Genomic DNA, 10073 nt, shown 5'->3' on the forward strand with positions numbered 1-10073 from the left:
ACCTGACGAGGAGGAAGCGTGACCCTCAGTACTGAAGCGACCAACTTCGGGTGGCTTCTCGACAACTTCGTCCGGACCGTCCCGGGCAGCCGCCACACCCTGGTGGTCTCTGCGGACGGTCTCCTCATGGCGATGTCGGACCATCTCGATCGCACCAGCGGCGACCAGCTCGCTGCGATCGTGTCGGGGATGTCGAGCCTGACCCGTGGCGCCTCGCGCCAGCTCAGTGGTGGCAACGTCCGGCAGGCCATCATCGAGATGGACAACGGCTACCTCTTCCTGATGAACGTCTCGAACGGTTCGGTCCTCGCGGTCGTGGCCGAGGCGAACTGCGACATCGGCCTCATCGGTTACGAGATGGCCCTGCTGGTGTCGCGCACCGAGGCCACGCTCACGCCGCAGCTCATCTCCGAGATGCGGGGCAGTCTTCCCGTCGACGGCACGACGCGCTCAGCGCAGGTTGGATGAGATAGAGGATGTCGCACGCACCGTTCGGTTCCCTGGGCACGCACTCCGCAGACGGCTACGAGGCTTCCACGGTGCGTCCCTACGCGGTCACGGGTGGCCGCGTCCGGTCCTCCATGTCCGATCTGCCGCTCGAGGCGCTGGTCGAGGTCATGCCAGGAGCGGTCAGCAGCTTCGGGCTCACCCCCGAGAAGCGCGCGATCCTGCAGCACGCGGCGCACACGTACGTGTCGATCGCCGAGCTCTCGGCCCTCCTGAAGCTCCCCCTGGGGGTCGTCCGCATCCTCGTGGCGGACATGCAGGAGGAGGGCCACATCACTGTGCACACGTCGGCTCCGGTGAATGTCCACACGGGCCACGGCAGCAACCACTCGGGGCTTTCCCTGAGCGTCTTGGAGAGTGTTCTCAATGGCATTTCCACCCTCTGACAGCGCGGCGCCCGGGGGTTCCGGCAGTCGGGCCCCCAGCTGGGCGCCGGTCTCGTCACCGGCGGGCGGGCTGAACGCCCCTGCCGCCGGTGCGCCGTCACCCTTCGGCGCAGCACGGACCAGCTCACCGGTGCGTCAGAGCGTGCTCGGTGGATCGACGCGCGCCGAGGCGGGTGCACCCCAGGAGAAGCAGCAGATGTCCAACGCCCCGCAGGCCCCCACGCAGTCGGCACCCGAGCAGCAGGCGAGCGCCGCCTCGAACGTCGCCGCTTCTCAGGGGACGGTGAGCCCGCAGGCCGCACCGGCCGGTCAGGCTGCGCAGCAGCACTCGGTGCAGCAGCAGTCCGTCCAGAAGTCCGCTCCCGCGGCAGCGGCGTCGCCCTCCACGGATGCCGGGGCAGCGCCGACCGTCACGAAGATCGTCGTCGCCGGCGGGTTCGCCGTCGGCAAGACGACCTTCATCGGCTCCATCTCGGACGTCGAGCCGCTCAACACCGAGGCTGCGATGACGGAGCACTCGGTGGGCGTCGACGACGCGGGCGGGGTGACGGACCGCAAGACGACCACGACGGTGGCCATGGACTTCGGCCGTGTGTCGCTGCCCGGGAACCTCTGGTTGTACCTGTTCGGCACGCCTGGCCAGGACCGCTTCCTGTTCATGTGGGACGACCTGGTGCGTGGCGCGATCGGTGCCGTCGTGCTGGTGGACACCGACCGGCTCGAGCAGTGCTTCCCGGCGATCGACTACTTCGAGCAGCGGGGCATCCCGTTCGTGGTCGGGGTCAACTGCTTCGACGGTGTGGCCAAGCACCGCCTCGAGGACGTCCGTGAGGCGCTGCAGATCCCGGCGCACGTGCCGATGCTCTACACGGACGCGCGCTCCCGGGCGGCCACCAAGCAGACGCTGATCTCTCTCGTCCAGCTCGCCATGCGGCAGCTGCGGTCGGGCGGCGCTCCGAGCTGATCGCTGCACGTCTCCGATGCGGCCGGTCGGTGGGCACCCGCCCGCGGGCCGGCCGTCGTCGTACGCGTGCCCGCCCCGTTAGACTGCGGGGCCTGGGAGGGCTGACAGAGCGGCCGAATGTGACGGTCTTGAAAACCGTTGTGCGGCAACCCCGCACCGGGGGTTCGAATCCCCCGCCCTCCGCTGAGATCATCGCTGGTAGGGGCCGCGTCACCGGCCCGGGGACTCGCTGTCTGCCCCGCCTTTTGCTCCGCGGCCCTCGAGACGGGTAGTCTGGGCGCCGCAGCACAGGCTGATGCCTGGCCGCTGAGGAGACGTCGCATAGTCTGGTCTAGTGCGCCACCCTGCTAAGGTGGTAACGGGGCAACCCGTTCGCGGGTTCAAATCCCGCCGTCTCCGCCAGGAAGACTCCGGAGCTCAACGCCCGGGGTCTTTTCTGTCGGTGCAAAGGCATTCTGTGTCCGGCCGTGGTGGCGTCAGTCACCATCGCGGATCCCGGTTTGGGGATCGGCAGTCGGCACGGTAATGTTCTCGTCGGCCGGTGCGCGAGCATCGGACGGTCTGCGCCCGTAGCTCAACGGATAGAGCATCTGACTACGGATCAGAAGGTTGGGGGTTCGAATCCCTCCGGGCGCACGCTGAGATGACGGCTCGATCCCTCCGGGATCGGGCCGTTTCTCATTGGTGGACCCGTGGGGCGGTACCGCAGCGAGGCACGTCGGCAGCAGGGATCCTGAGGTCGTACGGAACTGACCTGGCCCCTCGCCGCCGCAGCCGTGCGGCGGGCAGCACGTGGCGCGACGGTGCGTCGGGTGCGAGACGCTGCACGACGTACGGGAGGATGGTCGCATGAGCGATCAGACCTGGAAGTTGATCGCCATCGTGGCCTACCTGGCACTGATGCTGGGGATCGGCTACACCGCGTTCCGCAACACGAAGAACCTCGACGACTACATGCTGGGTGGCCGACGGTTGCGCCCCGGCGTCGCGGCGCTGAGTGCTGGCGCCTCCGACATGTCCGGCTGGCTGCTGATGGGCCTGCCCGGCGCCATCTATGCCGCGGGGCTGGTGGAGGCGTGGATCGCCATCGGGCTCACGGTCGGCGCCTGGCTCAACTGGAAGTTCGTGGCGCCGCGGCTGCGGGCCTACACCGAGGTCTCGAACAACTCGATCACGATCCCGAGCTTCTTCGAGAACCGGCTCCGGGACACCTCGCGGCTGCTGCGGATCGCCGCCGGCGTGATCGTCCTGGTGTTCTTCACCTTCTACGTCTCCTCCGGGATGGTCGCGGGCGGGACCTTCTTCGAGAGCTCGTTCGACATGAGCTACCTGACGGGCCTGCTCGTCGTCGGTGGCGTCACGCTGGCCTACACCCTGTTCGGCGGATTCCTCGGTGCGACGTGGACCGACGTCGCACAGGGGGTCCTCATGCTCCTGGCGCTGGTCCTCGTGCCGATCGTGGCCATCGCCGAGATGGGTGGCTGGGACGTCGTGCGCGAGGGGATCCTCGCCGCGGACACCTCGGCCGCCGCGGACCACCTGTCCTTCGTCGCCGGTGCCTCGGCCACCGGTGTCATCTCCGCGGTCGCCTGGGGGCTCGGGTACTTCGGTCAGCCGCACATCATCGTGCGCTTCATGGCGATGCGATCGCCGGCGGACGCCAAGGTGGGCCGTCGCATCGGCATCTCGTGGATGATCCTCACGGGTATAGGCGCCGTCATGACCGGACTGATCGGCGTTGCGTACGTCAACGTCAACGGGCTCACGCTGGAGAACCCGGAGACCGTCTTCCTCTTCCTGGCCCAGACCTTGTTCCATCCCCTGGTGGCGGGGCTCGTGCTGGCCGCCGTGCTCGCGGCGATCATGTCGACGATCTCTTCCCAGCTCATCGTCTCTTCGTCGGCGCTCGTCGAGGACCTGGTGAAGATGACGACCAAGCGGGAGCTCACCCCGAAGGCTCAGGTGATGCTCGGCCGAGCGGGCGTCCTCATGGTGGCCCTCGTCGCGGGCCTCATCGCGCTGGACCGCACGGCGACGATCCTCGACCTGGTCGGGTTCGCCTGGGCCGGCTTCGGTGCGGCGTTCGGCCCGATCGTCCTGCTGAGCCTCTACTGGCGCCGGCTGACCCGCTGGGGTGCGCTCGCCGGGATGGTGGGCGGCGCCGTGGTCGCGTTCACCTGGGGACGCAGCGGACTGTCTGACTCGCTGTACGAGATCGTCCCGGGGTTCGCCGTGGGCCTGGTGGCGGCCGTGGGGGTGAGCCTGCTGACCGCTCGGCCAGGTGCGGACGTCGAGGAGGAGTTCGACGAGGCCCGACGGCTCGCCGCGCCTCCCGCCCGGAGCGCGGCGGTCTGAGCCGGGTCGTTGCCTCGGGGCCCGGGCGAGCCGCTCGGGGGAGTGGCGCGCGCCACGTCGTCCCGCGTTGACGCCAGGGCCGCGACCTCTGTAATGTTCTCTGAGTCAGCCCGACGGGCCGACGGACACCGAGGAGACAGCCCACGGGCTGGGTACCGGTGGCCGGGCCGGAGCTGAAAACCACATCCTTCTGGATCAGGACGCCATGCGCGCTCTGATAGAGTGGGGCGGGTTCGGAATCACCGAAATCGCACGAATCAGAGATTCGGTCGGTTTGCACGGAGATATCGGAACTGCTAAGTTAGAGGGGTTGCCCCGGACGGGGTCGGAGCGGTTGTTCCGGTCTTGGATGGTGTGCGTCGGTTGTTTGAGAACTCAACAGTGTGCTTGATAGTCAATGCCAAATTTTGAACCTTTTTGGTTCCTTTGGACTGGATTGAACAGCTAGTCTGTTTGGTCTGGCCAGTATCGATAGGCGACTGGCGGCTCTTTCGGGGGTTGTTGGTTGTTTTCTCTCTTTTACGGAGAGTTTGATCCTGGCTCAGGACGAACGCTGGCGGCGTGCTTAACACATGCAAGTCGAACGGTGAAGCCCAGCTTGCTGGGTGGATCAGTGGCGAACGGGTGAGTAACACGTGAGCAACCTGCCCTCCACTTCGGGATAAGCCTTGGAAACGGGGTCTAATACCGGATATGAGCATCTGCCGCATGGTGGGTGTTGGAAAGTTTTTCGGTGGGGGATGGGCTCGCGGCCTATCAGCTTGTTGGTGGGGTGATGGCCTACCAAGGCGTCGACGGGTAGCCGGCCTGAGAGGGCGACCGGCCACACTGGGACTGAGACACGGCCCAGACTCCTACGGGAGGCAGCAGTGGGGAATATTGCACAATGGGCGAAAGCCTGATGCAGCGACGCCGCGTGAGGGATGACGGCCTTCGGGTTGTAAACCTCTTTCAGCAGGGAAGAAGGCCTTCGGGTGGACGGTACCTGCAGAAGAAGCGCCGGCTAACTACGTGCCAGCAGCCGCGGTAATACGTAGGGCGCAAGCGTTGTCCGGAATTATTGGGCGTAAAGAGCTCGTAGGCGGTTTGTCGCGTCTGGTGTGAAATCCCGAGGCTCAACTTCGGGCTTGCATCGGGTACGGGCAGACTAGAGTACTGTAGGGGAGACTGGAATTCCTGGTGTAGCGGTGGAATGCGCAGATATCAGGAGGAACACCGATGGCGAAGGCAGGTCTCTGGGCAGTCACTGACGCTGAGGAGCGAAAGCATGGGGAGCGAACAGGATTAGATACCCTGGTAGTCCATGCCGTAAACGTTGGGCACTAGGTGTGGGGCTCATTCCACGAGTTCCGTGCCGCAGCTAACGCATTAAGTGCCCCGCCTGGGGAGTACGGCCGCAAGGCTAAAACTCAAAGGAATTGACGGGGGCCCGCACAAGCGGCGGAGCATGCGGATTAATTCGATGCAACGCGAAGAACCTTACCAAGGCTTGACATGCACCGGACGCTGCCAGAGATGGTGGTTCCGCAAGGTCGGTGCACAGGTGGTGCATGGTTGTCGTCAGCTCGTGTCGTGAGATGTTGGGTTAAGTCCCGCAACGAGCGCAACCCTCGTCCCATGTTGCCAGCGGGTTATGCCGGGGACTCATGGGAGACTGCCGGGGTCAACTCGGAGGAAGGCGGGGATGACGTCAAATCATCATGCCCCTTATGTCTTGGGCTTCACGCATGCTACAATGGCCGGTACAGAGGGCTGCGATACCGTAAGGTGGAGCGAATCCCAAAAAGCCGGTCTCAGTTCGGATTGGGGTCTGCAACTCGACCCCATGAAGTCGGAGTCGCTAGTAATCGCAGATCAGCAACGCTGCGGTGAATACGTTCCCGGGCCTTGTACACACCGCCCGTCAAGTCACGAAAGTTGGTAACACCCGAAGCTCATGGCCCAACCGGTTTTCCGGGGGGAGTGGTCGAAGGTGGGACCGGCGATTGGGACTAAGTCGTAACAAGGTAGCCGTACCGGAAGGTGCGGCTGGATCACCTCCTTTCTAAGGAGCACATACTGCTCGCTGCGGGGCTTGCCTCGTGGTGGGTGGTCATGCACAGCTGCTGTAGGCGCCGAACGTGCGTCTGGTGGTTGCTCTGGGTGGAACATTGACGAACGTCGGTCCGCTGGTGCGGTCGGCTGCTAGTACGTCTGCTGCTCTTGGGTGGTGGTCTGGAACGTGGTCGGCGTGGCTGGTGGGTTGGTTGAGCACACTGTTGGGTCCTGAGGCAACCGGCCATGGAAGTGGTCGGGGCTTGTCCTCGGATGGATACGGGTCGTTGGTCTGGTGCAGACCGCTCCACGGTTGTGGGGGTGGGTGCACCGGTGGGCCGGCGGGACCGTCCGTTGCTTGAGAACTGCACAGTGGACGCGAGCATCCCAGATGTTCAAGTATTATTCTTGGATTTCTGTAGCATATTTGTAGTGTGTGTCGAAGTTTTTAAGGGCACACGGTGAATGCCTTGGCACTAGGAGCCGAAGAAGGACGTTGTAGCCTGCGTTAAGCCTCGGGGAGCTGGCAAACGAGCTGTGATCCGAGGATGTCCGAATGGGGGAACCCGGCCGTAGTCATGTGCGGTCACCTGTACCTGAATTCATAGGGTGCAGGGGGGAACGTCGGGAAGTGAAACATCTCAGTACCGGCAGGAAGAGATATTCCGTGAGTAGTGGCGAGCGAAAGCGGATGAGGCCAAACCATATGCGTGTCAAGCTGTCAGGCGTTGCGTGTATGGGGTTGTGGGACCTTTCGAGGATCACTGACATGGTCCTGACCAGTAAGAAAGTCGTGTCATAGTCGAACCGCATTGAAAGGCGGACCGTAGAGGGTGGGAGTCCCGTAGACGAAATGGCGTGGCCTGGTGAAGGGGATCCCAAGTAGCACGGGGCCCGAGAAATCCCGTGTGAATCTGGCAAGACCACTTGCTAAGCCTAAATACTACCTAGTGACCGATAGCGGACAAGTACCGTGAGGGAAAGGTGAAAAGTACCCCGGGAGGGGAGTGAAATAGTACCTGAAACCGTGTGCCTACAATCCGTCGGAGCCTCCCTAGCAGGGGTGACGGCGTGCCTTTTGAAGAATGAGCCTGCGAGTTAGTGCTCGGTGGCGAGGTTAACCCGTGTGGGGAAGCCGTAGCGAAAGCGAGTCCGAACAGGGCGATGCAGTCGCCGGGTCTAGACCCGAAGCGAAGTGATCTAGCCATGGGCAGGTTGAAGCGCCGGTAAGACGGCGTGGAGGACCGAACCCACTTAGGTTGAAAACTGAGGGGATGACCTGTGGTTAGGGGTGAAAGGCCAATCAAACTTCGTGATAGCTGGTTCTCCCCGAAATGCATTTAGGTGCAGCGTCACGCGTTCCTTACCGGAGGTAGAGCTACTGGATGGCCGATGGGCCTCACCAGGTTACTGACGTCAACCAAACTCCGAATGCCGGTAAGCCAGAGCGTGGCAGTGAGACTGCGGGGGATAAGCTTCGTAGTCGAGAGGGAAACAGCCCAGACCACCGGCTAAGGCCCCTAAGCGTGTGCTCAGTGGGAAAGGATGTGGAGTTGCACAGACAACCAGGAGGTTGGCTTAGAAGCAGCCACCCTTGAAAGAGTGCGTAATAGCTCACTGGTCAAGTGATTCCGCGCCGACAATGTAGCGGGGCTCAAGTACACCGCCGAAGCCGTGGCACTCACACTTTACCCAGCATCCCCTTGAGGGGTGTTCAGGTGTGTGGGTGGGTAGGGGAGCGTCGTGTGGGCAGTGAAGCCGCGGAGTGATCCAGCGGTGGAGGCCACACGAGTGAGAATGCAGGCATGAGTAGCGAAAGACGGGTGAGAAACCCGTCCGCCGAATGACCAAGGGTTCCAGGGCCAGGTTAATCCGCCCTGGGTAAGTCGGGACCTAAGGCGAGGCCGACAGGCGTAGTCGATGGACAAGGAGTTGATATTCTCCTACCGGCGAAGAACCGCCCATACCGAGCCCGGTGATGCTAACCACCCCGGACCACCACCGTCACCTTCGGGTGACACCGGTGGCGAGGCGTGGGACCCGAACCGGTAGTAGGTAAGCGTGTTAACAGGGGTGACGCAGGAAGGTAGCCCGGCGTGGCGATGGTAGACCACGTCCAAGGCCGTAGCCGGCTTCGTAGGTAAATCCGCGAAGCACACACGGTGAGAGCTGACGGTGACCGCACAAGCGGGAATCGGGTGATCCTCTGCTGCCAAGAAAAGCCTCGACGCGAGGTTCTAGCCGCCCGTACCCCAAACCGACTCAGGTGGTCAGGTAGAGAATACCAAGGCGATCGAGCAAATCGTGGTTAAGGAACTCGGCAAAATGCCCCCGTAACTTCGGGAGAAGGGGGGCCCGAACTGTCCAACCCCTCGCGGGTGACGGCAGCAAGGGCCGCAGAGACCAGGGAGAAGCGACTGTTTACTAAAAACACAGGTCCGTGCGAAGTCGCAAGACGATGTATACGGACTGACGCCTGCCCGGTGCTGGAAGGTTAAGAGGACGGGTCAGCCTTCGGGCGAAGCCCAGAATTTAAGCCCCAGTAAACGGCGGTGGTAACTATAACCATCCTAAGGTAGCGAAATTCCTTGTCGGGTAAGTTCCGACCTGCACGAATGGCGTAACGACTTCTCCGCTGTCTCAACCGCGAACTCGGCGAAATTGCACTACGAGTAAAGATGCTCGTTACGCGCAGCAGGACGGAAAGACCCCGGGACCTTTACTATAGCTTGGTATTGGTGTTCGGTGCGGTTTGTGTAGGATAGGTGGGAGACTATGAAGCCCGCGCGCCAGCGCGAGTGGAGTCATCGTTGAAATACCACTCTGACCGCATCGACCATCTAACCTCGGTCCGTGATCCGGATCAGGGACAGTGCCTGGTGGGTAGTTTAACTGGGGCGGTTGCCTCCCAAAATGTAACGGAGGCGCTCAAAGGTTCCCTCAGCCTGGTTGGCAATCAGGTGTCGAGTGCAAGTGCACAAGGGAGCTTGACTGTGAGACCGACAGGTCAAGCAGGGACGAAAGTCGGAACTAGTGATCCGGCGGTGGCTTGTGGAAGCGCCGTCGCTCAACGGATAAAAGGTACCCCGGGGATAACAGGCTGATCTTCCCCAAGAGTCCATATCGACGGGATGGTTTGGCACCTCGATGTCGGCTCGTCGCATCCTGGGGCTGGAGTAGGTCCCAAGGGTTGGGCTGTTCGCCCATTAAAGCGGCACGCGAGCTGGGTTTAGAACGTCGTGAGACAGTTCGGTCCCTATCCGCTGCGCGCGCAGGAAACTTGAGAAGGGCTGTCCCTAGTACGAGAGGACCGGGACGGACGAACCTCTGGTATGCCAGTTGTTCCGCCAGGAGCACCGCTGGTTCGCTACGTTCGGAAGGGATAACCGCTGAAAGCATCTAAGCGGGAAGCCTGCTTCAAGATGAGGTTTCCATCCCCCTCGTGGGGTGAAGGCACCCAGCTAGACCACTGGGTAGATAGGCCGGAAGTGGAAGACAGGACCAACGACTGTCGCAGCTGACCGGTACTAATAAGCCAACAACTTCAACACAACACACATGCATGCACGCGTCCACTGTGCGGTTCCCGAGAAACGGGCACCACCCCACCCACCCCCACCACAGGGCAGGTCGGGCACCCACACAACTCGACAACGTTACGGCGGTCACAGCGAAGGGGAAACGCCCGGTCCCATACCGAACCCGGAAGCTCAGCCCTTCAGCGCCGATGGTACTGCCCTGGAGACGGGGTGGGAGAGTAGGACGCCGCCGGACACCCTTCACAGCCAGGCCCCCCACACCACACGGTGCGGGGGGCCTCGCTGCAT

Annotated in this window: 4 protein-coding genes, 3 tRNA genes and 3 rRNA genes; all 10 read left to right on the top strand. The window is 62.8% G+C overall.

The window, feature by feature from the left end; translation table 11 throughout:
• Window positions 1-18: 18 nt before the first annotated feature.
• Window positions 19-468, top strand: a complete 450-nt coding sequence (locus ACH5HR_RS07880; RefSeq protein ID WP_106265244.1) for a roadblock/LC7 domain-containing protein — start codon at window positions 19-21, stop codon at window positions 466-468.
• An 8-nt stretch (window positions 469-476) separates the two neighbouring features.
• Complete coding sequence (locus tag ACH5HR_RS07885) at window positions 477-893, top strand: DUF742 domain-containing protein (protein WP_402376392.1); 417 nt, start codon at window positions 477-479, stop codon at window positions 891-893.
• Between the two features lie 418 nt (window positions 894-1311).
• Entirely contained in the window at window positions 1312-1857 is a 546-nt protein-coding gene (locus ACH5HR_RS07890; protein WP_246910907.1) for a GTP-binding protein, read from the top strand.
• A gap of 95 nt (window positions 1858-1952) precedes the next feature.
• A tRNA-Ser gene (locus ACH5HR_RS07895) sits at window positions 1953-2040 on the top strand.
• A 127-nt stretch (window positions 2041-2167) separates the two neighbouring features.
• A tRNA-Ser gene (locus ACH5HR_RS07900) sits at window positions 2168-2259 on the top strand.
• Between the two features lie 161 nt (window positions 2260-2420).
• Window positions 2421-2493, top strand: a tRNA-Arg gene (locus ACH5HR_RS07905).
• A gap of 213 nt (window positions 2494-2706) precedes the next feature.
• Complete coding sequence (gene putP / locus ACH5HR_RS07910; protein WP_402376389.1) at window positions 2707-4212, top strand: sodium/proline symporter PutP; 1506 nt, start codon at window positions 2707-2709, stop codon at window positions 4210-4212.
• Window positions 4213-4730: 518 nt separating this feature from the next.
• Window positions 4731-6256, top strand: a 16S ribosomal RNA gene (locus tag ACH5HR_RS07915).
• A gap of 428 nt (window positions 6257-6684) precedes the next feature.
• Window positions 6685-9797: ribosomal RNA gene (locus ACH5HR_RS07920) — 23S ribosomal RNA — on the top strand.
• A 106-nt stretch (window positions 9798-9903) separates the two neighbouring features.
• Window positions 9904-10020: ribosomal RNA gene (gene rrf / locus ACH5HR_RS07925) — 5S ribosomal RNA — on the top strand.
• The 16S, 23S and 5S rRNA genes sit together here, the layout of an rRNA operon.
• The last annotated feature ends 53 nt before the right edge of the window (window positions 10021-10073 follow it).

Origin of the sequence: Isoptericola maris (assembly GCF_048065335.1) — a bacterium.
Classification (GTDB): Bacteria; Actinomycetota; Actinomycetes; order Actinomycetales; family Cellulomonadaceae; genus Isoptericola; species Isoptericola rhizosphaerae.